The sequence below is a fragment of the Bradyrhizobium sp. BRP56 genome (assembly GCF_020194035.1).
GTDB lineage: Bacteria > Pseudomonadota > Alphaproteobacteria > Rhizobiales > Xanthobacteraceae > Bradyrhizobium > Bradyrhizobium australafricanum.
In genome coordinates this window covers 21549-43788 of sequence record NZ_JADYVV010000079.1, presented here as the reverse complement: position 1 = coordinate 43788, position 22240 = coordinate 21549, and the positions used below count along the sequence as shown (strand labels likewise).

The 22240-nt window shown below is 65.1% G+C and carries 21 protein-coding genes; 11 read left to right on the top strand and 10 right to left on the bottom strand.

Annotated elements, in window-relative coordinates; all coding sequences use genetic code 11:
- Positions 1 to 305 precede the first annotated feature (305 nt).
- Both I6F38_RS37075 and I6F38_RS37070 read right to left on the bottom strand, forming a co-directional pair.
- Positions 306 to 1445 (bottom strand): DUF2336 domain-containing protein, encoded by a 1140-nt coding sequence (locus tag I6F38_RS37075; RefSeq protein WP_225163874.1) that lies wholly within the window; start codon positions 1443 to 1445, stop codon positions 306 to 308.
- 104 nt (positions 1446 to 1549) lie between these two features.
- On the bottom strand, positions 1550 to 2251 hold the full coding sequence (locus I6F38_RS37070) for an RNA pseudouridine synthase (protein ID WP_225163873.1): 702 nt from the start codon (positions 2249 to 2251) through the stop codon (positions 1550 to 1552).
- Between the two features lie 49 nt (positions 2252 to 2300).
- Here I6F38_RS37070 and ftsY point away from each other — a divergent pair, with 49 nt between their 5' ends.
- Together ftsY and I6F38_RS37060 are read left to right on the top strand one after the other, a co-directional pair.
- On the top strand, positions 2301 to 3245 hold the full coding sequence (gene ftsY, locus I6F38_RS37065; RefSeq protein ID WP_225163872.1) for a signal recognition particle-docking protein FtsY: 945 nt from the start codon (positions 2301 to 2303) through the stop codon (positions 3243 to 3245).
- Positions 3245 to 3847 carry a septation protein A gene (locus I6F38_RS37060; protein ID WP_225163871.1) on the top strand — a complete coding sequence of 201 codons (603 nt, stop codon included), beginning with the start codon at positions 3245 to 3247 and terminating at the stop codon, positions 3845 to 3847. Before ftsY ends, I6F38_RS37060 begins: the two co-directional genes overlap by 1 nt.
- 219 nt (positions 3848 to 4066) lie before the next feature.
- Here I6F38_RS37060 and I6F38_RS37055 read toward each other — a convergent pair whose 3' ends face one another.
- The 5 genes from I6F38_RS37055 to ccmA all read right to left on the bottom strand — a co-directional run bounded on the left by I6F38_RS37055 (position 4067) and on the right by ccmA (position 6972).
- A complete protein-coding gene (locus I6F38_RS37055; RefSeq protein WP_057020936.1) occupies positions 4067 to 4660 on the bottom strand; it encodes a DsbE family thiol:disulfide interchange protein in 594 nt (197 codons plus the stop codon).
- Entirely contained in the window at positions 4657 to 4836 is a 180-nt protein-coding gene (ccmD, locus tag I6F38_RS37050) for a heme exporter protein CcmD (protein WP_057020935.1), read from the bottom strand. The genes I6F38_RS37055 and ccmD overlap by 4 nt, the downstream gene beginning before the upstream one ends.
- Positions 4837 to 4840: 4 nt before the next feature.
- A complete protein-coding gene (locus tag I6F38_RS37045; RefSeq protein ID WP_225163870.1) occupies positions 4841 to 5629 on the bottom strand; it encodes a heme ABC transporter permease in 789 nt (262 codons plus the stop codon).
- A 75-nt stretch (positions 5630 to 5704) separates the two neighbouring features.
- Positions 5705 to 6373, bottom strand: a complete 669-nt coding sequence (gene ccmB / locus I6F38_RS37040; RefSeq protein WP_225163869.1) for a heme exporter protein CcmB — start codon at positions 6371 to 6373, stop codon at positions 5705 to 5707.
- Positions 6370 to 6972, bottom strand: coding sequence for a heme ABC exporter ATP-binding protein CcmA (gene ccmA / locus I6F38_RS37035; protein ID WP_225163868.1), 603 nt, complete (start codon positions 6970 to 6972; stop codon positions 6370 to 6372). The genes ccmB and ccmA overlap by 4 nt, the downstream gene beginning before the upstream one ends.
- Positions 6973 to 7212: 240 nt before the next feature.
- Between ccmA and acnA the strand changes: the two genes are divergently transcribed.
- The 3 genes from acnA (at position 7213) to I6F38_RS37020 (ending at position 11840) form a co-directional block, all read left to right on the top strand.
- On the top strand, positions 7213 to 9933 hold the full coding sequence (gene acnA, locus I6F38_RS37030; RefSeq protein WP_225163867.1) for an aconitate hydratase AcnA: 2721 nt from the start codon (positions 7213 to 7215) through the stop codon (positions 9931 to 9933).
- 248 nt (positions 9934 to 10181) lie between these two features.
- Positions 10182 to 10943, top strand: a complete 762-nt coding sequence (locus I6F38_RS37025; RefSeq protein ID WP_225163866.1) for a DUF1223 domain-containing protein — start codon at positions 10182 to 10184, stop codon at positions 10941 to 10943.
- Positions 10944 to 11468: 525 nt separating this feature from the next.
- Positions 11469 to 11840: a DUF2794 domain-containing protein gene (locus I6F38_RS37020; RefSeq protein WP_225163865.1), complete on the top strand. Its 372-nt coding sequence runs from the start codon at positions 11469 to 11471 to the stop codon at positions 11838 to 11840.
- A gap of 223 nt (positions 11841 to 12063) precedes the next feature.
- Here the strand turns inward: I6F38_RS37020 and I6F38_RS37015 are convergent, their stop codons facing one another.
- The 3 genes from I6F38_RS37015 to I6F38_RS37005 form a co-directional block, all read right to left on the bottom strand.
- Positions 12064 to 12855 (bottom strand): Bax inhibitor-1/YccA family protein, encoded by a 792-nt coding sequence (locus tag I6F38_RS37015; protein WP_021078796.1) that lies wholly within the window; start codon positions 12853 to 12855, stop codon positions 12064 to 12066.
- A 234-nt stretch (positions 12856 to 13089) separates the two neighbouring features.
- Entirely contained in the window at positions 13090 to 15660 is a 2571-nt protein-coding gene (locus tag I6F38_RS37010) for an ABC transporter permease (protein ID WP_225163864.1), read from the bottom strand.
- Positions 15657 to 16376: an ABC transporter ATP-binding protein gene (locus tag I6F38_RS37005; RefSeq protein WP_028336302.1), complete on the bottom strand. Its 720-nt coding sequence runs from the start codon at positions 16374 to 16376 to the stop codon at positions 15657 to 15659. The genes I6F38_RS37010 and I6F38_RS37005 overlap by 4 nt, the downstream gene beginning before the upstream one ends.
- Positions 16377 to 16431: 55 nt before the next feature.
- Between I6F38_RS37005 and I6F38_RS37000 the strand changes: the two genes are divergently transcribed.
- The 6 genes from I6F38_RS37000 to I6F38_RS36975 all read left to right on the top strand — a co-directional run bounded on the left by I6F38_RS37000 (position 16432) and on the right by I6F38_RS36975 (position 22219).
- Positions 16432 to 17079 carry an arylesterase gene (locus tag I6F38_RS37000; protein ID WP_028336303.1) on the top strand — a complete coding sequence of 216 codons (648 nt, stop codon included), beginning with the start codon at positions 16432 to 16434 and terminating at the stop codon, positions 17077 to 17079.
- A 166-nt stretch (positions 17080 to 17245) separates the two neighbouring features.
- The gene (gene thpR, locus I6F38_RS36995) at positions 17246 to 17782 is read left to right on the top strand and encodes an RNA 2',3'-cyclic phosphodiesterase (RefSeq protein WP_057020928.1); all 537 of its coding nucleotides are present in this window, start codon (positions 17246 to 17248) and stop codon (positions 17780 to 17782) included.
- A 222-nt stretch (positions 17783 to 18004) separates the two neighbouring features.
- Complete coding sequence (zapE, locus tag I6F38_RS36990; RefSeq protein WP_225163863.1) at positions 18005 to 19192, top strand: cell division protein ZapE; 1188 nt, start codon at positions 18005 to 18007, stop codon at positions 19190 to 19192.
- 221 nt (positions 19193 to 19413) lie between these two features.
- Positions 19414 to 20382, top strand: a complete 969-nt coding sequence (mdh, locus tag I6F38_RS36985; RefSeq protein WP_028336306.1) for a malate dehydrogenase — start codon at positions 19414 to 19416, stop codon at positions 20380 to 20382.
- A gap of 161 nt (positions 20383 to 20543) precedes the next feature.
- Positions 20544 to 21740, top strand: a complete 1197-nt coding sequence (gene sucC, locus I6F38_RS36980) for an ADP-forming succinate--CoA ligase subunit beta (RefSeq protein ID WP_057020926.1) — start codon at positions 20544 to 20546, stop codon at positions 21738 to 21740.
- Positions 21741 to 21742: 2 nt separating this feature from the next.
- Complete coding sequence (locus I6F38_RS36975; RefSeq protein WP_057020925.1) at positions 21743 to 22219, top strand: DUF1579 family protein; 477 nt, start codon at positions 21743 to 21745, stop codon at positions 22217 to 22219.
- Positions 22220 to 22240: the final 21 nt, after the last annotated feature.

Genomic DNA, 22240 nt, shown 5'->3' with positions numbered 1-22240 from the left:
CCCATCGGCCGCCAACAGGCCGCGTGGTTGTTTGGAACTCGCATCGCGCAAACCATCTTGGCCAGCGATCCATTCGATCGCACCCAACAGGCCGGACATATGGATGCAAGCGATCCGATCTCACCAACAGCTCTTGTGCCACGGGGGCCGTCCACATATGGGTCCTGGCCTTCGCCAGGACGACGAAAGTGGGGAGCCGCGCATGGCGCCTCCGGACCAGCGGATCACCTGCATTTCGCAGGTGATGATACTGGACGAGCTATTTGACAGGTTGAATCTCTGCATGCGCATCGTGCATGACGCACTCAGTGCGTGCGCCCGCCCAGCCTTGCCGGCTGCGATGCGCGAACCTGCCAGAACCGCAGCAGGCGATCGGCGTTTTCGCGGGTCAATTTCGTGAACTGGCTCTTCGCATGGGCGAGCTCGACCGGTCCCATGGAGCCGGTGGTATAGCGACATTCCATCACGGCGGCGGTGGTCTCCCAACTCAGGCCTGCCGCCCGGCACGGCACCAGCAGGCCTTCACTGCGCAGGCTTTGCATCAGGGAGCGGATCACCTCGATGTTCGACTGCGCAAGATACGCCAGCGCAACGATGGTCTCTTCATATTTTCGCTGCCTGGCGAAACCGAGCAGTGAGGCTTCGTTGAGCTCGCCATCGTCCTTCAGCTTCGCGACGTGGTGCTTGGCCGCGGTGAAGTCGCGGACTTGCGACATGTCGCGCTCGACGCCGGCGGCGACCGCGGCGATCGCGTGCCGGATCTCTTCGAACAGATAGGGCGGGGCGCGCTCCAGCAGACGGCCGCGAACCTCTTCCGTCGCGCGGCGCAGGAGTTGAAGGCGGAGCTCCGACGGCAGGTCCGCGCGAATGCCGGTCTCGACCGCAAGGACCGGATCGTGCTCGGCCTGCGCGAGGATGACGGCAAATCCGCCCGGCGATACTTTGGCGCCGGGATTGGTGACCAGGCGGTGGCTCACGCTCGCAAAGCGACGCGCCAGAAGCGCGTCAGTGACGACCTCCTTCAGCCACCAGCGGCCGGAGACGGCGAGCAGATGCTGCTCGCTCTTGGTCCGTGCGATCTCGACCAAATCGTCCGCGCTTAGCCGCGACGATTCCTGCAGGATCGGCCGCGCGATCCTGATCTCGTCATTGCTGGCGAGACGGCGAATGATCGCGGGCGGTGCCTGGGCGACCGGTGCGAGCTGCTCGCTGATGTCGGTGAGCGCCATCCGGGCGCTGATGTCGGCGAGCGCGCGCAACTCGATGGTCTTCACCAGACGCTCGAGCACGTTGTCGAACAGCTCGATCTGTTCGCTGTTGAACTTGCCGGCGGATGCGAGGAAGAGGCTGGTGACGCGCCTTGCCGTGGCCAGGCATTTATCGGCGGAGCCGGCGCGTATCGCAGCCTCGACCTCGTCGACAATTGCTTGTCCATCATTCAGCATTGCTCGTCCTGAGCCGTCGCGGCGCGCTTTTCTAAGCCGCCTTCAGGACTAGCGGATGGGCCTGAATGTTCCGTAAAGGATAATTCTCCGTAAAATCACGGAGGCTACTGCCCGTTCCAGCCGCAGGCCTTGAGCCGCTCCCGCATGTGTTCGGGTGCCGGCGCGACCACATGCACCGGGTCCTTGTTCCTGGAGATCGGGATGCCGATCTCGCGGGAATGCAGATGCAGGGTCGGCTCACCGAAGCGCGGACCGTTGCCATAGATATTGTCGCCGACGATCGGCCAGCCCATCGCCGCCGAGTGCACCCGCAGCTGATGGGTGCGGCCGGTGACCGGCTCCATCGCGAGCCAGGTGAGGCCGTCGCCACGCCCCAGCACCTTCCAGTTGGTGATCGCCTTCTGGCCATTCGGGTCCGGCTTCTGCCACCAGCCGCGCTCGGCGTTGAGTCGGCCGAGCGGCATGTCGATGGTGCCTTCATCCTCGGCAGGGCCGCCCTCGACCACGGTCCAATAGGTCTTCGAGATCTTGCTGTGCTTGAACAACAGCCCGAGCGAGGCGGTTGCCTTGCGGTGACGTCCCAGGACGAGGCAGCCCGAGGTGTCCTTGTCCAGCCGATGCGCCAGCACCGGCGGCCGCGGCAGGCCGAACCGCAGCGCGTCGAACGAGGCCTCCAGATTGGGGCCGCCCTTGGGACCACGATGCACCGGCAGGCCCGCCGGCTTGTCGATCACCAGCATCAGCCCGTCGCGGTGGAGCACCCGGCCCAGGATTTCTTCCGCGGTTAATTGGGGAACATCGATCAATTCGTCGAGACTTTCGTTTATGGGCCGAAACGGCTAACACGTCCGCGCCATGAACGATACCACTGCGGGAACTCCAAAACAGAGCTGGTGGCAGCGGCTGAAGGGCGGCCTGAAGCGGACCTCGAGTTCGATCGGGACCGCGGTCGCCGACCTCGTCACCAAGCGCAAGCTCGATGCGGCCATGCTCGATGACATCGAGGATGTGCTGCTGCGCGCCGATCTCGGTACCGATGTCGCGGTCCGCATTGCGGAGGCTGTCGGCAAGGGGCGCTACGACAAGGCGATCTCGGCCGACGAGGTCAAGGAGGTCGTCGCGACCGAGGTCGAGAAGGTGCTGGCGCCGGTGGCGAAGCCGCTCGAGATCGATGCCGCGAAGCAGCCGTTCGTCATCCTGGTGGTCGGCGTCAACGGCTCCGGCAAGACCACGACGATCGGCAAGCTGGCCGCGAAATTCTCCGCCGAGGGCCGCAAGGTCATGCTGGCCGCCGGCGATACCTTCCGCGCCGCGGCGATCGAGCAGCTCAAGGTCTGGGGCGAGCGCACCAAGTCGCCGGTCATATCAGGCGCCCAGGGCTCGGATTCGGCGAGCCTTGCCTTCAGCGCGCTGACCGCGGCCAAGGAGCAACAGCGCGACGTGCTGCTGATCGACACCGCCGGCCGCCTGCAGAACAAGTCCGAGCTGATGAACGAGCTGGAAAAGGTCGTGCGCGTCATCAGGAAGGTCGATGCGTCGGCGCCGCACGCGGTGCTGCTCGTGCTCGACGCCACGGTGGGACAAAATGCGTTGTCGCAAGTCGAGGCGTTTCATCGTACGGCAGGCGTCACGGGGCTCGTGATGACCAAGCTTGACGGCACGGCGCGCGGCGGCATCCTTGTCGCGTTGTCGGAGAAGCACAAGCTGCCGGTGCATTTCATCGGCGTCGGCGAAGGCGTCGAGGACCTCGCGCCCTTCGCGGCGAAGGATTTTGCCAAGGCAATTGCCGGAATCGATTGATGGACAAGACCCAGCCGCATCCGCTGTTCAAGCTGGCGACCGAACTCGGGCCGTTGCTCGTGTTCTTTATCGCCAACGCCAAGTACCATCTGTTCGTCGCGACCGGCGCGTTCATGGTGGCGATCGTGGCCGCAATGATCGCATCCTATGTGGTGACCAGGCACGTGCCGATCATGGCGCTGGTGACCGGCGCGATCGTCTTGGTGTTCGGCACGCTGACGCTGGTGCTGCACGACGAGACCTTCATCAAGGTCAAGCCGACCATCATCTACGGGCTGTTCGCGGCCGTGCTCGGCGGCGGGCTCCTGTTCGGCCGGTCCTTCATCGCCATCATGTTCGACCAGGTGTTCAACCTGACGCCGCAGGGCTGGCGCATCCTCACCATGCGCTGGGCGCTGTTCTTCGCCGGCATGGCGGTGCTCAACGAGCTTGTCTGGCGCACGCAGACCACCGATTTCTGGGTGAACTTCAAGGTGTTCGGCGTGACGCCGCTGACCATGATCTTCGCCATCGCCCAGATGCCGCTGACCAAGCGCTATCACCTCGAGCCGGTCTCGCTGGAGACGAGCGAGGCCGACGCGGGCGACGTGCGGAAGGGGTGATCAGCGCTCTGCTCCCTCGCCCCGCTCTCTTGTCCGCCGAAGCCCGCCTTCGGGCGAAGGCGGATGCGGGGAGAGGGTTGGGGTGAGGGGTCTCTCCACGGATAGGCTCGGAGTTTGTGACAAACACCGTCCAAAGCCCCTCACCCGAAATTCCCGCTTCGCGCGAATTTCGACCTCTCGCCGTAAAGGGCGGGGAGAGGTGAGCGCAAGTAACGGCTATCAACTGCCCGCCGCGAGCGCCTTCTCGATCTCGGCCTTGAGCACGCGGTTGACGTTGTCCGGCGTCACCGGGCCGACCAGCTTGTAGACGATGGTGCCCTCGCGCCCGACCAGGAAGGTCTCGGGCACTCCATAGACGCCCCATTCGATCGAGGCGCGGCCGTTGCCGTCGACGCCGACGATGCCGAACGGATTGCCGTAGCGGCCGAGGAAGCGCCGGGCATTCTCGGGGGAGTCCTTGTAGTTGATGCCGATGATCTGGAAGCGCTTGTCCTTGCCGAGCTCGGTCAGCAGCGGCGCCTCGTCGTGACAAGGCACGCACCACGACGCCCAGACATTGACGACCGAGACCTTGCCCTTGAAGGCGGCGGGATCGAGACCGGGGACCGGCGCGCCGTCCCGCACCAGGCCGTCGAGCGCGGGCAGGGCGGTCTGCGGCGCCGGCCGGCCGATCAGCGCCGACGGGATTTTCGAGGGATCGCCGCCATAGAGCCGCAGCAGGAACAGCCCGGCGAGGCCGAGGAAGATCAGCAGCGGCAGCACCACCAGCAGGCGGCGCGCTTGCGGCGGGCTGTTGGTTGCCTGATCGCTCATCTTATATCTGCCGCGCTGCGGCCGGAGCGGCGCGTCACGCCGCTGGCCTCGATCTCCCTGAGGCGCGCCTGTTGCCGGCGATAGTCGGCGATGATCCAGACGATCAGCAGCAGCACGACCGCCGCGACCAGCGCATAGGAGGTCACGATAAAGGAGGCGTAGGGACCAAGCGCCATCGTATCACGCCGCTCCAATTTCGTTTGACGCGGTTGCTTGCGAACCGCCGCCCACCTCGCTCGTGAACGAGACGCGGCTCGCCTGCATCATCTGCAGGCTGCGCACGCGCCGGCGCAGGATCTCGTTGCGCATCGCCGCCAGGTGCAAGGTGATGAACAGCAGCGAGAACGCGATCGCCATCACCAGCAGCGGCCACAGGAACGCCTTGTCGAGCGTCGGCCCGCCCGCGCGAAACACCGAGGCCGGCTGATGCAGCGTGTTCCACCAGTCGACCGAGAACTTGATGATCGGGATGTTGATCGCGCCTACCAGCGTGAGCACCGCCGCCGCCCGCGCCGCACGCGACGGGTCCTCCACCGCGCGCCACAGCGCCATCAGCCCGAGATACATCAGGAACAGGATCAAGACCGAGGTCAGGCGCGCATCCCATTCCCAATAGGTGCCCCACATCGGCCGGCCCCACAGCGAGCCGGTGACGAGCGCAAGGAAGGTGAAGGCGGCGCCGATCGGAGCGGCGGCCTTTGCGGCGACGTCAGCGAGCGGATGCCGCCACACCAAGGTGCCGAGCGCGGCTACGCTCATGACGCCCCAGACGAACATCGACAGCCACGCATTCGGCACGTGGATGAACATGATCTTCACCGTGGCGCCCTGCTGGTAGTCGTCGGGCGCCATCGCCGACTGGTAGAGCCCGATCGCGAGCAGGATCGCGGTCACGCCCGCGAGCCACGGCAGAATGCGCGCGGTCAGCGCCAGAAACTTGGTCGGGTTGGCGAGGTCGGTCAGCGTCATGGCACCCTGATAATCGTCCGATGTGTCGCAGGCAATCGGCCGATTTCCTCCCGGCGAGATTTGATCGGGCTCATTTCAGTCCAGCCCGTGCCGCAGGCTCGCGGCGGCGGCAAAGGGGCCGATCACGAGGCTGGCAAGCGACAGCGCGCAGAGGATCGAGAACGGTGTTCCAAAGGGCAGGGGGCCCGAAATCGCCGCCTGCGAGGCCGCAACACCGAAGATCAGCACCGGGATCGACAGCGGCAGCACCAGCACCGCCAGCAATAGCCCGCCGCGATGCAGCGTCACGGCCAATGCCGCGCCGATCATGCCGGTGAAGGTCAGCGCCGGTGTTCCCGCCAGCAGCGTCGCGGCGACCGCAACCGTCGCGGTGCCGTCGAGATTGAGCAGCAGGCCGAGCACCGGGGTTGCGACGATCAGCGGCAGGCCGGCGGCGATCCAGTGCGCCAGCGCCTTGGCGGCGCAGGCGAGTTCCAGCGGCGTCCGGCTCATCACGATGAGGTCGAGCGAGCCGTCCTCGTGGTCGGCCGTGAACAGGCGGTCGAGCGTGAGCAGGCTCGCCAGCAACGCGCCGAGCCAGAGGATGGCGGGACCGAGCCGCGACAGCAGCGCGAGATCCGGGCCTACCGCGAACGGCATCAGCACCGTGACGGTGAGGAAGAACAGCACGCCGATCAGCGCACCGCCGCCGACGCGCAGCGCGATGCGGATGTCGCGCCGGATCAAGGCGCCAAGCGCGCTCATGCCGCGCCTCCCATCCGCAGATCACGCGCATCGATGCCGAGCGGAAGGTGCGTCGCCGCGACGATCAGGCCGCCGCCGGCGAGATGATCGCGCATCAGTTCGACGAACAGCGCCTGTCCGGCCGCGTCGAGCGCCGATGTCGGCTCGTCCAGCAGCCACACCGGCCGCCGCACCGAGAGCAGGCGCGCGATCGACAGGCGGCGGCGCTGGCCGGCGGAAAGATAGGCCGCCGGCAGGTGCGCGGCGTGGTCGAGCGCCACGGCGGCAAGGCACTGCCCGGCATCCTTGGTCTCGCCGCCGAGAAATTCCCGCCAGAAGGACAGATTTTCCGCAACGCTCAGCGCCGGCTTCAGGGCGTCGCGGTGGCCGAGATAGTGGGCCTGCTCCGGCAGGCTGAGCTCGGCGTCGCCGCCTTCGAGCGCGACCACACCCTCGGCGGGAACCAATAGCCCGGCGAGGACGCGCAGCAGCGAGGTCTTGCCGGCGCCATTGGGGCCGGTGATGGCGAGTGCCTCGCCTGACGTGGCCGACAGATCGAGGCCGGAAAACACCTCGCGCCCGCCGCGCACACATTTCAGATTTCGTCCCGAGAGCCGCATGGTTCGTCTTGTCACAGCCCTCTGAAATCTTTCGCTACCGCGTGAGAATTTTTGGGTCGCGCAACGCTGTCGCACGCTTGTCGGTGTGGCGGCGCTTCTAGAAAGGTTCTATAAGCCCGGAACTTGATGCAGCACACACAATCGGCGGCCGCAACCCACCCCAGGCCATCCCTTGGCCAGTGTCGATCGCCGGTGTTTAGTTACCCTTGCCGGGTATAACTGAGAATTGGGATTCCTCGCATGACCTCGCTCGACAGCTTCAAATGCCGCAAGACCCTGAAGGTCGGCGGCAAGTCCTACGTCTATTACAGCCTGCCCCAGGCAGAGAAGAACGGACTGAAGGGGATTTCGAAGCTGCCGTATTCGATGAAGGTTCTGCTGGAGAACCTGCTGCGCAACGAGGACGGCCGCACCGTCAAGAAGGAAGACATCGTTGCGGTGTCGAAGTGGCTGAAGAAGCGCCAGCTCGAGCACGAAATCGCGTTCCGCCCGGCGCGCGTCCTGATGCAGGATTTCACCGGCGTCCCGGCCGTGGTCGACCTCGCGGCGATGCGCAACGCGATGCAGAACCTCGGCGGCGATGCCGAGAAGATCAACCCGCTGGTGCCGGTCGATCTCGTCATCGACCACTCGGTGATCGTCAACTTCTTCGGTGACAACAAGGCGTTCGCGAAGAACGTCACCGAGGAATACAAGCAGAACCAGGAGCGCTACGAGTTCCTGAAGTGGGGCCAGAAGGCGTTCTCGAACTTCTCGGTGGTGCCGCCCGGCACCGGCATCTGCCACCAGGTCAATCTCGAATATCTCGCGCAGACAGTGTGGACCAAGAAGGAGAAGATGACGGTCGGCCGGAAGACCGGCACCTTCGAGGTCGCCTATCCCGACTCGCTGGTCGGCACCGACTCGCACACCACGATGGTCAACGGCCTCGCCGTGCTCGGCTGGGGCGTCGGCGGCATCGAGGCGGAGGCGTGCATGCTCGGCCAGCCGCTGTCGATGCTGTTGCCCGAAGTGGTCGGCTTCAAGCTCAAGGGCCAGCTCAAGGAAGGCGTCACCGCGACCGACCTCGTGCTGACCGTCACCCAGATGCTGCGCAAGCTCGGCGTGGTCGGCAAATTCGTCGAGTTCTTCGGCCCGGGCCTCGACTATCTCTCGGTCGCGGACAAGGCGACTATCGGCAACATGGCGCCCGAATACGGCGCGACCTGCGGCTTCTTCCCGGTCGATGCCGCGACCATCGATTATCTGAAGACCTCGGGCCGCAAGGCCGATCGCGTCAAGCTGGTGCAGTCCTACGCCAAGGCGCAGGGCCTGTTCCGTACCGCCAAGTCGACTGACCCGGTGTTCACCACCACGCTGACGCTCGACCTCGGCGACGTCGTGCCGTCGATGGCCGGACCGAAGCGCCCCGAAGGCCGCATCGCGCTGCCGGCGGTGTCGACCGGTTTCGCGACCGCGCTGGTCGGCGAATACAAGAAGCCCGAGGGCGAGCAGAAGCGTTATGCGGTCGAGGGCCGTGACTTCGATCTCGGCCATGGCGACGTCGTGATCGCGGCGATCACCTCCTGCACCAACACCTCGAATCCGAGCGTGCTGATCGGCGCCGGCCTGCTGGCGCGCAAGGCGGCCGCCAAGGGCCTCAAGGCCAAGCCGTGGGTGAAGACCTCGCTCGCGCCGGGCAGCCAGGTGGTGGCGGAGTATCTCGCCAATTCCGGCCTGCAGGCCGATCTCGACAAGGTCGGCTTCAACCTGGTCGGCTTCGGCTGCACGACCTGCATCGGCAATTCCGGCCCGCTGCCGGAGGACATCTCGAAGTCGATCAACGAAAACGGCATCGTCGCCGCCGCCGTGCTGTCGGGCAACCGCAACTTCGAAGGCCGCGTCTCGCCCGACGTGCAGGCGAACTACCTCGCCTCACCGCCGCTCGTCGTCGCGCATGCGATCGCCGGCACCGTGACCAAGGATCTCGCGGTCGAGCCGCTCGGCATCGGCAAGGACGGCAAGCCGGTGTTCCTCAAGGACATCTGGCCGACCGCCAAGGAGATTAACGCCTTCATGAAGAAGTACGTCACCGCGACGATCTTCAAGAAGAAGTACGCCGACGTGTTCAAGGGCGATACCAATTGGCGCAAGATCAAGACCACGGAAAGCGAGACCTATCGCTGGAACATGAGCTCGACCTATGTGCAGAACCCGCCCTATTTCGAAGGCATGAAGAAGCAGCCCGATCCGGTCACGGACGTGGTCGACGCGCGGATCCTCGCGATGTTCGGCGACAAGATCACCACCGACCACATCTCGCCGGCCGGTTCGATCAAGCTGACCTCGCCCGCCGGCAAGTTCCTCAGCGAGCACCAGGTGCGCCCCGCCGACTTCAACCAGTACGGCACGCGGCGCGGCAACCATGAAGTGATGATGCGCGGCACCTTCGCCAACATCCGCATCAAGAACTTCATGCTGAAGGGCGCGGACGGCAATATTCCGGAAGGCGGTTTGACCAGGCACTGGCCCGACGGCGAGCAGATGTCGATCTACGACGCCGCGATGAAGTACCAGCAGGAGAGCGTGCCGCTGGTGGTGTTCGCCGGCGCCGAATACGGCAACGGCTCGTCGCGCGACTGGGCCGCGAAGGGCACGCGCCTGCTCGGCGTGCGCGCGGTGATCTGCCAGAGCTTCGAGCGCATCCATCGCTCCAACCTGGTCGGCATGGGCGTCCTTCCGCTCACCTTCCAGGACGGCACCTCGTGGTCCTCGCTCGGCCTCAAGGGCGACGAGAAGGTCACGATCCGCGGGCTGCAGGGCGATCTGAAGCCGCGCCAGACGCTGACGGCCGAGATCGTCTCCGCTGACGGCGGCAAAAAGGATGTCCCGCTGCTCTGCCGCATCGATACGCTGGACGAGCTCGACTACTATCGCAACGGCGGCATCCTGCATTATGTGCTGCGCAAACTCGCGGCGTAGGCCCTTTGTTTGAGCATGATCTCCGCGCAAACGCCCCGCGTTTGTCGCGGGGAAAACCGCTTCACACTTTTCCGGGCCATGCTCCAACGCGGATTTGTGATCGGTGCCTCACTGCTTAGTGAGTAGCGACTAAAAAGAAGGCGGCCTATGAAAAGGCCGCTTTCTCGCGTTTTGGGGCACGCAAGTTCAGGGACAGACTTCATGCTCCGTACAATTACGGATGGAAATCATCACGACTGGTTCGCAGTATGACAGCGATGATGGCCTATAACTGTATCTCGCGATGGTCGAGCGCCCTTGGTATCTGCGCAATCGTCGCGATCATCCGCCCCGCCCACGCCGATCCGCGTGCTGTCGTCGAACTCTTCACCTCGCAGGGATGCTCGTCCTGTCCGCCCGCGGACAAGATCATCGGTGACCTCGCGAAGGACCCCAACGTCATCGCGCTGAGCATGCCGATCGACTATTGGGACTATCTCGGCTGGAAGGATACGCTGGCCGATTCCCGTTTCAGCGCGCGCCAGAAGGCCTATTCGCATGTGCGCGGCGACCGCGACGTCTACACGCCGCAGGCCGTGATCAACGGCTCCGCGCATGTGATCGGCAGCGACCGCGCCAGCATCGAGAGCGCGATCAAGGACACCGAGAAGGGCGGCAGCGTGATGTCGGTGCCGGTGACGATGACGCTGAGCGGCAAGCAGATCAACGTGTCGGTCGCCGCATCGAAGTCGCCGGCCGTGTCGCGCGGCGAGGTCTGGATCTGCTCGATCTCGAAGTCGGTGCCGATCTCGATCGCGCGCGGCGAGAACCGCGGCCGCGAGATCACCTACCACAACGTCGTGCGCAATCTCCTCAAGGTCGGTGACTGGAACGGTTCGTCCGGGAGCTGGACCGTGCCGCTGGAGAACATCACGCGTGACGGTGTCGATGCTGCGGCGGTGTACGTCCAGGACGGCAACCGCGACAAGCCGGGCCCGATGCTCGGCGCTGCCTTCACCTCACTTCACTAGCGCCTCGCTGCGGTAAGGCGCGATGCGCTGGCTTCCGCCGGTCGCACGCATGTTTTCGTGCAGCCGCATGGCGACAAACCTGCATTCAGTGATCTGCCGAAAGGAAGGCGCCGGTGCTTGGCGCGCGTCTTGCTTGCGCAGGTCCCAAAACAAAAAGGACCAACTTTCGTTGGCCCAGTGTTGGGATTTGACTCCCCTGCGAACAGGCCCGATCCCGACGGCCCCGGGGGGCTGGGGGCTGAGGAATCCGGAACCGAAAGGACCGGGCCAACGCAGGATTTCCTTTTCGCAGGGCAGCGGGGCGGGCGATGGGCGGAAGTGGGGCAGCAATATGATTCCGCTAACGTTCCCGTGACTCTGCGGTTTTCCGGACAATCCGCCGCGTGCGGCGGTGGTTAAGGCCCGGTTGCATTGCGATTGGCCCCTTGCGGGCCCCCTCGCTTAGCGCGATCATGTCACTCTCGTGACGATCCCGGAGAGGGGCCTTCGGAACCCGACCGTCACCGAGGTGACAGGAGGCGCTCGATGAGTTTGATCTCGGAGGACACTGATCCGAGCGGGAGTCGTGCCGCGGCGCGCACCGCCGCCGCGACCCCTCAGCCCAATCGCGTGACTTTCAATCGACTTGAACTCAACCGCATTCTCAATCTCTACAGCCGCATGGTCGCCGACGGCGAGTGGCGCGATTATGCGATCGACTTCCTGAAGGACCGTGCCGTGTTCTCGGTGTTCCGGCGCGCGTCGGAAGTGCCGATCTACCGGATCGAGAAGGATCCCCGGCTTGCGCGCAAACAGGGCATGTACAGCGTGATTTCCGCGACCGGCCTGATCCTCCGTCGTGGCCATGAACTCGAACGCGTGCTGTTCGTGATCGATCGCAAGCTGTCGCTGGTCTAAGCGCGTCAGGTCAGTCTGCTTGTAGCCCGGATGGAGCCAACGGGTCGCGCGAACGCGCGCCCGATGAAAGGCTCCGCGCGATCCGGGACTGCCGAAGCCATGGATGAACTTGCCCCGGATTTCGCTTGCGCTTCATCCGGGCTACGCCACATCTCGCCTCGCCCAAAAGAAAAGCCCCGGCGGGATGGCCGGGGCTTGGATTTGATCGGCTCGCTCGAGGCGCTTAGTCGCGTTGGCCGAGCAGCTGCAGGAGCAGCGTGAACAGGTTGATGAAGTTCAGGTAGAGCGACAGCGCACCAGTGATTGCCGCACGCTCTGCCATCACGCCACCCTGCGAGGCGTAGCCGTAGATGTAGTCGTTCTTCAGCCGCTGGGTGTCCCAGGCGGTGAGGCCCGCGAACACCAGCACGCCGACCACCGACACGATGAACTGCAGCGCCGAGCTCGCCAGGAACAGGTTGACCAGGCTCGCGATGATGATGCCGATCAGACCCATGAACAGGAACGAGCCCATGCCGCTCATGTCACGCTTGGTGGTGTAGCCGTAGAGGCTCAGCGCACCGAACGTCGCCGCGGTGATGAAGAACACGCGCACGATCGAGGTGTGCGTGTACACCAGGAAGATCGACGACAGCGACAGACCCATCAGCGCCGAGAACACCCAGAACAGGAGTTGGGCGGTCGCGGGCTGCAGGCGGTTGATGCCGGCCGAGATGACGAACACCATCGCCAGGGGGGCGAGGATGAACAGCCACTTCAGCGGACTCACGAACATCGCGTAGCCGAACTGCGTCAGATAGGCGTTGCCGAACTTGGCGACGGCGGCCGACTGGTCGGTCGTCACCGCACCCATGTAGACGCCGAGCGCGGCGAGGCCGGTGATGGCCAGGCCGATGCTCATGTAGTTGTAGATGCGCAGCATGTAGGCGCGCAGACCGGCGTCGACGGCCGCAGCGTCAATGCGCCCGGCGGCCCGGCCGAAAGGAGAAGCGTAGTTGCGGTCTAGGTCCGACATGGTCGAATTCCCGTGGTTGGTCCCGGTGGAGCGCAAGGGATTTGCGGCGCCGGTCGTAAATCTATCTCAGATGGCTCGGTTTGCGGAACATTAATTCCGTGTCATTCAAACCGACTATCCGACCCGATTGGTATGTGGGAAATTAACACATCCGACGCAAGCTTCCACGCGCGGCCGAATGTCGCTCTGCCCTAGCATCATAGGCAAAAACGGCGCTCGCGCCGCTACATTTTGTCACAAATTCCGCAACACTGAGGCTGGCTTCTGGTTTAGCGCGAGCAGCGTCCCGACGAGCCCCAGCCCGACCGTGACGACCAGCGCGGCGACCACGACCAGCGCGGCGCTGCCGGCCTGCCAGATAAAACTCAGCGTCATCAGCCGCGTCACGATCAGCCAGGCCGCGATCGAGCCGGCGATCACCCCGAACACGGCGGTTGCAAAACCGATCATCAGATACTCAAGCGCGTAGGCGCCAAGCAGTCGCACCCGCGTGGCGCCGAGCGTCTTGAGAATCACGGCGTCATAGACGCGGTGGCGGTGTCCGGCGGCGAGCGCGCCGCCGAGCACCAGGATCGCGGAGATCAGCGTCACGGCGCTGGCGCCGCGGATCGCCAGCACCAGATTGCTGACCACGCTGCCGACCGTCTTCAGCGCCTCGCGGACCCGCACGCTGGTCACCATCGGGAACGCGTCGGCGACCTGCTTGATGATGCGCGCGTCGTCGGCGGAATCGGCGTGTGGTTCCGTCAGGGTCGCGACATGGCTGTGCGGCGCGCCCCTGAAGGCATTCGGCGAGAATACCAGCACGAAATTGATGCCGAGGCCCTGCCAGTCGATGCTGCGCAGGTTGGCGATCTTCGCCGGCACGTCGCGTCCGAGCACGTTGACGACGATCTCGTCGCCGATCTTCAAGGACAGGCCGTCGGCGATCTTCTTCTCCATCGAGACCAGCGGCGGCCCGCTGTAGTCCGGCCCCCACCATTCGCCCTCGACGATCTTCGAGCCCTTGGGGATTTCTCCGGTATAGGTCAGGCCGCGGTCGCTCTGCAGCACCCATTCCGAATCGACCGACGGCTTGAGCTGGTCGGCCTTGACGCCGCGCGCGGCCACGATGCGCCCGCGCAGCATCGGCACGTCCTCGACGGTCGAGCCGGCGGCGACCTTGGCCAGGAAGGCATTGAAGCGGTCGGCTTCGGTGGAGGGGATGTCGATGAAGAAGAATGACGGCGCCCGCTCCGGCAGGGCGGCCAGGAATTGCCGGCGCAGATTGCCGTCGATCTGGGTGATGGTGACGAGCACCGCCAGCCCGAGCCCCAGCGACAGCACCACCGACGGCGTCAGCGCGCCCGGCCGGTGGATGTTGGCGATCGCCAGCCGCAGCATGGTCATGCGGCTGCGCGGCAGCCGCCGGGCCACCGCCATCAGGAGCTCGGCAATTCCGCGCAGCAGCAGGAACACTGCGATCGACGAGGCGACGAACACGGCGGCGACCCGCTTGTCATAGGCAAGCCCGATCGCGGCTCCGATCAGGAGCGCGATCACCACGGCGATCAGCGCCAGATAGCTCCAGCGCGGGCGATGCCACTCGCTGGTGACGGTCTCGCGGAACAGCGCCGCGACCGGCACGTCATGCACCCGGCCGAGTGGCCACAGCCCGAACGCCAGCGCGGTGAGCTGGCCGTAGAGGAAGGACAGCGCGAGCTCGTCGGGATGCAGCGCGGGCACTACCGGCAGCGGCAGCAGCTTGCCGAACAGGCCGACGATGACGAAGGGGAGCGCCGCGCCGAGCACGAGCCCGATCACCGAGCCGATCCCGGCCAGCACCACCACCTGCGTGCAGTAGATCGTGAAGACGTCGCGGCCGGTGGCGCCGAGCGCCTTGAATGAAGCGATGACGTCGCGGCGCCGGTCGATATGGCTCTTCACCGCGTTGGCGACGCCGACGCCGCCGACCAGCAGCGCCGCGAGGCCGACCAGGGTCAGGAACTGGGTGAAGCGGTTGATGGTGCGCTCGAGCTGCGGCGAGGCATTGCTGCGGCTGCGGACCTCCCAGCCGGCCTCCGGCGCGGCGGTCCGCGCGCCGTCGATCAGCGCGGTGGTGGCGCGATCGTCGTTGGCGCCGTCAGGCAGCTTCACGCGGTAGATCCAGCGCACCAGGCTGCCCGGCTGCAGCAGGTCGGTGGCGTGCAGGCTGGCTTCGCTGACCAGGAAGCGCGGCCCGAGGCCGACGCCGCCGGCGAGCTTGTCGGGCTCGGCCACCACCACGCTGCGGATCTGGTAGGTCGCACTGCCGATGGTGACGCGGTCGCCGAGCTTCAGGTCGAGCCGCGCCAGCAACGTCGAATCGGCGGCCGCGCCGTAGACGCCGTCGCGTTCGGCCAGCAGATCGGCGACCGGCATGTTCGGCTCGAGCGTCAGCTCGCCGAGCATCGGATATTTGCCGTCGACCGCCTTGAGCTCGACCAGCGCCAGCTTGCCGTCATTGCTGCGGGCCATCGCGCGCAGCGTGGCCGCGATCGAAACCTCGCCGCGCGTGCGCAGATAGGCGACCTCGTTGGGCTTGGCCTCGCGCGAGATCAGCGAGAACGCGACGTCGCCGCCGAGCAGCGTGCGTCCCTCGCGGGACAGGCCGTCGCCAAGGCTCGCGGCGACCGAGCCGACGCCGGCAATCGCCATCACGCCGAGCGCGATGCAGGCGATGAACACGTAGAAGCCGCGCAGGCCGCCGCGCAATTCGCGCAGCGCATAACGGAAGGCAAGCGACGACGCGCGGCCCTGCACCGCGACTTCGGACGCGATGCTCATGTCGTGGATTGTCCGTCGATGCGGCCGGAGCGCAGCCGCACGACGCGGTCGCAGCGCTGCGCGAGCGCGAGATCGTGCGTCACCAGCACCAGGGTCATGCCGCGCTCGGCGTGCTTGGTGAACAGCAGGTCGACGATCTGCTTGCCCGTCGTCTCGTCGAGATTCCCGGTCGGCTCGTCGGCCACTAGGATCGCGGGATCGGGCGCGAGCGCGCGCGCGATCGCGACGCGCTGCTGCTCGCCGCCGGAGAGCTGCGTCGGATAATGATGCAGGCGCTCGCCGAGCCCGACCGATTGCAGCTCCTGCGCGGCGCGCGCAGCGGCATCGGGATTGCCGGCGAGCTCGAGCGGCACCGCCACGTTCTCCAGCGCCGTCATGGTCGGGATCAGATGGAATGACTGGAAGACGATGCCGACCTGGCGGCCGCGGAAGCGCGCCAGCGCATCTTCGTCGAGGGCATTGAACGAGGTGCCGTTGACGACCACTTCTCCACTGTCAGGACGTTCGAGCCCCGCCATTACCATCAGCAAGGTCGACTTGCCCGAGCCCGACGGGCCGATCAGGCCGATGGCCTCACCCGCTGCCACACGAAGGCTGATATCTTTGAGGATATGGACCCGTGCCGCGCCGGTGCCGAGCGAGAGATTGACGTTCCTGACGGCAATGGTGTCCGGCTCGACGTCGGTCAGTGAAGAGGATTCGATGAGACTGTCCATGGTTCGGTCATATGGCACTTCCGCGTCTGCGGTCGAGGGCCGGTTGAGAATCTTCGTGCACATACTCGTGTTGCTTATGGGCTTGATGACGGCGGCCAGCGCGCAGACGCCAAGGCTGGAGAAGGGCCCGGCGAAGCCGATCAAGATGGTGGTTCTGGGCGATTCCCTGAGCGCCGGGTATGGCCTTCCGGGCCCGGCGGCATTCCCGATCCGGCTGCAAAAGGCGTTGGAAGCCAAGGGGATAAAGGTCGAGATGAGCAATGCCGGGGTGTCCGGCGACACCGCCTCGGGCGGCCGCGAGCGGCTCGACTGGTCGGTGCCTGATGGAACCGATGCCGTGATTGTCGAGCTCGGCGCCAACGATGCCTTGCGCGGCATCGATCCCGCCGTCACGCGTGCCGCGCTCTCCGACATCATCACAAAGTTGCAGGCGCGCAAGATCGCCGTGCTCTTGTGCGGCATGCTCGCGCCACCGAACTATGGCAGTGAGTATGCAGCGAAGTTCAACGCGATCTATCCGGATCTCTCGAAGACCCTTGGCGTGCCGCTCTATCCGTTCTTCCTCGATGGGGTTGCCGCCGACGCGAAGCTCAACCAGGCCGACGGCATGCATCCGACGGCAGCAGGTGTGGACATCGTTGTGAAAAATATCCTGCCCACAGTGGAGGCATTTCTCGGCGCAATATCAGGGCAACGCAGTTGAAGCGCAGGCAGTGAGCCGTGCCGTGTCCGTAGGTTTACGAGCTGTTAACGGGTCATGCTTCGCAGAGTCACATATCTCGGGTACAAATAGGCATCGGTGATTCGTCGCCGGGCCGTTACAGGGTGCGGGCTCCCAAAACCCGCGCCAAGCATCGAGGATTATTGCGATGCCGCGTCTGTTCACTGGACTGGAAATTCCGGCCGATATCGGCCAAACCCTCTCCAGCTTGCGTGGCGGCCTTCCTGGCGCACGCTGGATCGATCCCGAAAATTATCACGTCACTCTGCGCTTCATCGGCGATATCGATGGCATGTGGGCCAACGAGATCGCGACGATGTTGTTTCGGGTAAACCGCAAGCCGTTCGAGGTCAAATTGCAAGGCCTGTCGAGCTTCGGTGGACGCAAGCCGCGCGCGGTGGTTGCCGCCGTCGAGCCGAGCCGGCCGTTGATCGAACTGCAGGCCGAGCTCGAGCGGATGATGCAGCGGATGGGGCTCGATCCCGAGGGCAGGAAATTCACGCCACATGTCACGCTCGCACGTCTGCATGACGCTTCGAGCCAGGACGTCGCGGATTATCTGTCCGTGCGCGGCTACTTCCCGAGCCGCAGCTTCCTGGCGGACCGCTTCGTGCTGTTCTCGTCGCGCGCGTCGACAGGCGGCGGCCCCTATGTGGTCGAGGATTCCTACGCGCTCTGCGCGTGAGCCTCTTCACCTCGCCCCGCTTGCGGGGAGAGGTCGGATCGCATCGAAGATGCGATCCGGGTGAGGGGGTACGGGTCCGTCGATAGAGCGCGTCGGGTGGTGAGAGCCCCTCACCCCAGCCCTCTCCCCGCAAGAGCGGGGCGAGGGAGAGGAAAGTGCATACCCCACTGGCACAATTCACGGCTTGCAATTTGCCGCGCACTAGGGCCGTAAGGTGGGCTCATGCTGTCCACCTCGCCCAGTTCCTTTCTCGAGCTCTACAAATCCCTGGTCGCCTCCGGCGCGATCGAGGCCGATCCCGCGCAGGCCCGCGCCGCCGAGGCGTTCGGCGCGCTGGATGAACGGCTCGCGAGCTACAAGCCGCAGCGCAAGCAAGGCCTGTTCGGGCGGCTGTTCGGCGGCGACAAGGACGACAAGCCGCCGCGCGGGCTCTACGTCCACGGCGAGGTCGGCCGCGGCAAGACCATGCTGATGGATCTGTTCTTCCAGCAGAGCCCGGTCGAGCACAGGCGCCGCGCGCACTTCCACGAATTCATGGCCGAGGCGCATGAGCGCATCTACGGCTACCGTCAGCAGATCGCGCGCGGCGAGATCGCGGACGGTGACGTGATCGCGCTCACCGCGCAGGCGATCTTCGACGAAGCCTGGCTGCTCTGCTTCGACGAATTTCACGTCACCGACATCGCCGATGCGATGATCCTCGGCCGGCTGTTCGCCAAGCTGTTCGAGCTCGGCACCGTGGTGGTCGCGACCTCGAACGTTGCGCCTGATGATCTCTACAAGGGCGGCCTCAATCGCGCGCTGTTCCTGCCGTTCATCGCGCAGATCTCCGACCACATGGACGTGCTGCGGCTCGATGCGCGCACCGACTTCCGGCTGGAGAAACTCGTCGGCGTCAAGATGTGGCTGGTGCCCGCGGATGACGCGGCCGATGCCGCGCTCAACGCGGCTTGGCGCAAGATGACCGGCAATGCGCCGTGCAAGGCGCGCCTCATTCCGATCAAGGGACGCATCCTGAACGTGCCCTGCTCGGCACACGGCGTCGCGCGCTTCAGCTTCATGGACATCTGCGAGAAGCCGCTGGCCGCGTCCGATTACCTCAGGCTCGCGCACGACTACCACACGATCCTGATCGACCACATTCCGGTGATGGACTACGCCGAGCGCAATGCCGCCAAGCGCTTCATCTCGCTGATCGACACGCTCTATGACAATGCCGTGAAGCTGATGGCCTCGGCCGAGGCCGATCCGGTGTCGCTGTACCTTGCGACCGACGGCGTCGAGGCGATGGAGTTCAAGCGCACATCCTCGCGCCTGATCGAAATGAGCTCGGAATCCTACCTGGCGCTGCCGCACGGCCGGAAGGACTCCTCCGCGAGCGGCGCGTCGACCGGCCTGGTCGAGACCTGAAATTCAGCCTCGAAATTCCGTCTCGAAATTCCGTCTTGCGCGCGGTCCGGATCGGAGCAACTTTTCGTGTCTCCGGGGCGGGCGTGTTGGCATGCCTGATCGAATTCCAGGCAGGGCCCGCAATCGGGCGGCCGCGACTTGAATGGATCATTCGAAAGGGATAACCACCCTTGCAACCGACTTCCCTCCCTCCCGTACACAGTTCAAAGGACTGATTTCCCATGGCACGCGACAAGATTGCTCTGATTGGCTCCGGACAGATCGGCGGAACGCTGGCGCACCTCGTCGGCCTCAAGGAACTCGGAGACGTCGTGCTGTTCGATATTGCCGAGGGCGTGCCGCAGGGCAAAGCGCTCGACATCGCGCAGTCGTCGCCGGTCGACGGTTTCGATTCCAATCTGGTCGGCGCCAATTCCTATGAAGCGCTCGACGGCGCCAAGGTCTGCATCGTCACCGCCGGCGTGCCGCGCAAGCCCGGCATGAGCCGCGACGATCTCCTTTCCATCAACCTCAAGGTCATGGAGCAGGTCGGCGCCGGCATCAAGAAGTACGCGCCCGACGCCTTCGTCATCTGCATCACCAACCCGCTCGACGCCATGGTGTGGGCGCTGCAGAAGGCCTCGGGCCTGCCGCACAAGAAGGTGGTCGGCATGGCCGGCGTGCTCGACTCCGCGCGTTTCCGCTATTTCCTGGCCGACGAATTCCACGTCTCGGTCGAGGACGTCACCGCCTTCGTGCTCGGCGGCCATGGCGACACCATGGTGCCGCTGACCCGCTACTCGACCGTCGCCGGCATTCCGCTGCCCGACCTCGTCAAGATGGGCTGGACCTCGCAGGCGCGCATCGACGAGATCGTCGATCGCACCCGCAACGGCGGCGCCGAGATCGTCAACCTGCTCAAGACCGGCTCGGCCTTCTACGCGCCGGCGGCGTCCGCGATCGCGATGGCCGAGAGCTACCTGAAGGACAAGAAGCGTGTGCTGCCCTGCGCCGCCTATCTCAACGGCGAGTACGGCGTGAAGGACATGTATGTCGGCGTGCCGGTCGTGGTCGGCGCCAAGGGTGTCGAGCGCATCGTCGAGATCGAACTGGCGGGCAAGGACCGCGAGGCTTTCGACAAGTCGGTCGGTGCGGTGCAGGGCCTGGTCGACGCCTGCAAGAAGATCGCGCCCGATCTGCTCGGCAAGTAATCTCGATTGGCAATGACCCGATAGGCGGTTTCAATCGCCTGTCGGGTGCAAGGCGATGAAATTCCGGCGGATTTTTTAGTTGCGCGAGCTTTGGTATATGGTATGCCAGTCTCAAGGCTGACGTAAAAGGTCGCCGCACGAGGGTTTGGGAGCGTCTTTCCATGAATATCCATGAATACCAGGCCAAGGCTTTGCTGCATGAATTCGGCGTGCCGATCTCGCGCGGCGTGCCGGTGCTGAAGCCGGAAGAGGCCGACGCGGCGGCCAAGCAGCTGCCCGGCCCGATCTGGGTGGTGAAGAGCCAGATCCATGCCGGCGGCCGCGGCAAGGGCAAGTTCAAGGAAGCATCGGCCGGCGACAAGGGCGGCGTCCGCATCGCCAAGTCGGCCGCCGAGGTCGCCGAATTCGCCAAGCAGATGCTCGGCGCGACGCTGGTCACGGTGCAGACCGGTCCGCACGGCAAGCAGGTCAATCGCCTCTACATCGAGGAAGGCTCCGACATCGACAAGGAGTTCTACCTCTCGATCCTGGTCAATCGCGAGACCTCCGAAATTTCCTTCGTGGTGTCGACCGAAGGCGGCGTGAATATCGAAGAGGTCGCGCATTCGACCCCGGAAAAGATCGTCTCGTTCTCGGTCGATCCCGCGACCGGCATCATGCCGCATCACGGGCGCACGGTTGCCAAGGCGCTGAAGCTGACCGGCGATCTCGCCAAGCAGGCCGAGAAGCTGACCGGCCAGCTCTATGCCGCCTTCGCCGCCAAGGACATGGCGATGCTCGAGATCAATCCGCTCGTCGTCACCAAGCAGGGCCAGCTTCGCGTGCTCGACGCCAAGGTGTCGTTCGACAGCAACGCACTCTATCGTCATCCGGACGTGGTCGCGCTGCGCGACGAGACCGAGGAAGACGCCAAGGAGATCGAGGCGTCGAAATACGACCTCAACTACGTCGCGCTCGACGGCACGATCGGCTGCATGGTCAACGGCGCCGGGCTCGCCATGGCGACCATGGACATCATCAAGCTGTACGGCATGGAGCCGGCGAACTTCCTCGACGTCGGCGGCGGCGCCAGCGTGGAGAAGGTCGCGGCCGCGTTCAAGATCATCACTGCCGATCCGAACGTGAAGGGCATCCTGGTCAACATCTTCGGCGGCATCATGAAGTGCGACGTGATCGCCGAGGGCGTGGTCGCCGCGGTGAAGCAGGTCGGCCTCAAGGTTCCGCTGGTGGTGCGCCTCGAAGGCACCAATGTCGAGCAGGGCAAGAAGATCATCCGCGAGAGCGGCCTCAACGTCCTGCCCGCCGACAACCTCGATGACGCTGCACAGAAGATCGTGAAAGCCGTCAAGGGAGGCTAACGATGGCCGATCATCTCGACGCTCCGACACCGCTGGACGAACACCGCAAGCTCGCGGCGTTCGCGGGCGAGTGGAGCGGCGAAGAGATGGTCTATCCGTCGCGCTGGACCGCGGGCGGTCCGGCCACCTCGCAGGTCGTTGCGCGCATCGCGCTCAACGGCTTCTACCTGATCCAGGACAGCGTGCAGACCCGCGACGGCAAGGAGAGCTTCGCCACCCACGGCGTGTTCACCTACGACCGCGACGATCGGGCCTACAAATTGTTCTGGCACGACTCGCTCGGCTACTACCCCCCGTCACCGGCGTCCGGTGGCTGGGCGGGCAAGTCGCTGATCCTGGTGCGCGGCTCGCTGCGCGGCAATGCCCGTCACGTCTACGAGGTCGTCGACGACAACACCTACAACATGAAAATCCAGTTCTCGCCTGACGCGGAAGGGTGGGCCGACGTGCTCACCGGCGTGTACCGGCGTATTCACTGAGCATGATCCGGAAAAGTGGTC

Coding starts and splice junctions, on each gene's coding strand:
- I6F38_RS37075 (WP_225163874.1), bottom strand. CDS start 1,445: ATGCTGAATGATGGACAAGCAATTGTCGACGAGGTCGAGGCTGCGATA.
- ftsY (WP_225163872.1), top strand. CDS start 2,301: ATGAACGATACCACTGCGGGAACTCCAAAACAGAGCTGGTGGCAGCGG.
- I6F38_RS37060 (WP_225163871.1), top strand. CDS start 3,245: ATGGACAAGACCCAGCCGCATCCGCTGTTCAAGCTGGCGACCGAACTC.
- I6F38_RS37055 (WP_057020936.1), bottom strand. CDS start 4,660: ATGAGCGATCAGGCAACCAACAGCCCGCCGCAAGCGCGCCGCCTGCTG.
- ccmD (WP_057020935.1), bottom strand. CDS start 4,836: ATGGCGCTTGGTCCCTACGCCTCCTTTATCGTGACCTCCTATGCGCTG.
- I6F38_RS37045 (WP_225163870.1), bottom strand. CDS start 5,629: ATGACGCTGACCGACCTCGCCAACCCGACCAAGTTTCTGGCGCTGACC.
- ccmB (WP_225163869.1), bottom strand. CDS start 6,373: ATGAGCGCGCTTGGCGCCTTGATCCGGCGCGACATCCGCATCGCGCTG.
- ccmA (WP_225163868.1), bottom strand. CDS start 6,972: ATGCGGCTCTCGGGACGAAATCTGAAATGTGTGCGCGGCGGGCGCGAG.
- acnA (WP_225163867.1), top strand. CDS start 7,213: ATGACCTCGCTCGACAGCTTCAAATGCCGCAAGACCCTGAAGGTCGGC.
- I6F38_RS37025 (WP_225163866.1), top strand. CDS start 10,182: ATGACAGCGATGATGGCCTATAACTGTATCTCGCGATGGTCGAGCGCC.
- I6F38_RS37020 (WP_225163865.1), top strand. CDS start 11,469: ATGAGTTTGATCTCGGAGGACACTGATCCGAGCGGGAGTCGTGCCGCG.
- I6F38_RS37015 (WP_021078796.1), bottom strand. CDS start 12,855: ATGTCGGACCTAGACCGCAACTACGCTTCTCCTTTCGGCCGGGCCGCC.
- I6F38_RS37010 (WP_225163864.1), bottom strand. CDS start 15,660: ATGAGCATCGCGTCCGAAGTCGCGGTGCAGGGCCGCGCGTCGTCGCTT.
- I6F38_RS37005 (WP_028336302.1), bottom strand. CDS start 16,376: ATGGACAGTCTCATCGAATCCTCTTCACTGACCGACGTCGAGCCGGAC.
- thpR (WP_057020928.1), top strand. CDS start 17,246: ATGCCGCGTCTGTTCACTGGACTGGAAATTCCGGCCGATATCGGCCAA.
- zapE (WP_225163863.1), top strand. CDS start 18,005: ATGCTGTCCACCTCGCCCAGTTCCTTTCTCGAGCTCTACAAATCCCTG.
- mdh (WP_028336306.1), top strand. CDS start 19,414: ATGGCACGCGACAAGATTGCTCTGATTGGCTCCGGACAGATCGGCGGA.
- sucC (WP_057020926.1), top strand. CDS start 20,544: ATGAATATCCATGAATACCAGGCCAAGGCTTTGCTGCATGAATTCGGC.
- I6F38_RS36975 (WP_057020925.1), top strand. CDS start 21,743: ATGGCCGATCATCTCGACGCTCCGACACCGCTGGACGAACACCGCAAG.